We start from the raw sequence: 886 nt of genomic DNA on the forward strand, positions 1-886 counted from the left end.
TTCGAAAAATCGAAAAGGAAATCATCAAGGTTTAAGGAAAAATTAGAAAAGCGTTGTTCATCCTCTATAAAATGCCGACGAATATCATAGACCCCGTCTTTTATGGCGTGCCTTCTTAAAGCTTGCAAAGCTGCTTCAAAAGCTTTTTCATTTCTAATTGACAAGCTATCTCCCATGGACTTATACCGCATGGTTATTGAAAACGCAATCTACGCACAAATAATAATAAAACAGAGAATTTTTCCTTTATTGCAACCAATTTTTATACCTCCCGAAAACAATGAAGTGGTGTAAAAAGTGAAAATATAAAACCCGAAAACGACATTTTAAAAACGAAAATAAAAAAATTATCAAATATTCCCTACAAGATAAATCATTCAGCTTGGTTGAGTTCTCTTCTTAAGCGTAGTGCTTCTTCTGATTTTGATCTCACAAAACGGCCAAGAAAGAGATAAACAACCGGTGTGACATAAAGCGTAAAAATAGTTGCTAAACCCAAACCGCCAACAATAACCCAACCTAAAGCTATACGTGCTTCTGCACCAGCTCCTTTGGCTAAAACCAAAGGAATTCCTCCTAAGATGGCACAAATCATCGTCATACAAACTGTACGAAAACGAATATTCGCTGCTTCTTCTATAGCTTCACACACGCTTTTACCTTTATCACGTAACTGATCTGCAAATTCAACAATAAGAATACCATTTTTAGCCATAACTCCAATCAACAAAATTAAACCAATTTGACTGTAAATATTAAGACTCACTCCACTTAAAAGCATAGAAATTACAGCACAACCAATCCCTAATGGTACAGTAGCCATAATAATAAACCCTGAAACAAAACTTTCAAACTGTGCTGCCAAGACCAATAGAATAATCACAAA

Annotated in this window: 1 protein-coding gene and 1 pseudogene; both read right to left on the minus strand. The window is 35.1% G+C overall.

Annotation, left to right across the window (positions count from 1 at the left end):
- A pseudogene (locus tag ACFIO5_RS10200) lies at positions 1-176 on the minus strand (glucose-6-phosphate isomerase); the annotation flags it as partial.
- 197 nt (positions 177-373) lie between these two features.
- Positions 374-886 (minus strand): efflux RND transporter permease subunit (locus tag ACFIO5_RS10205; RefSeq protein ID WP_375705336.1); only part of this gene is annotated, 513 nt, incomplete at its 5' end.

This window comes from Bartonella sp. AA86SXKL (assembly GCF_042196885.1).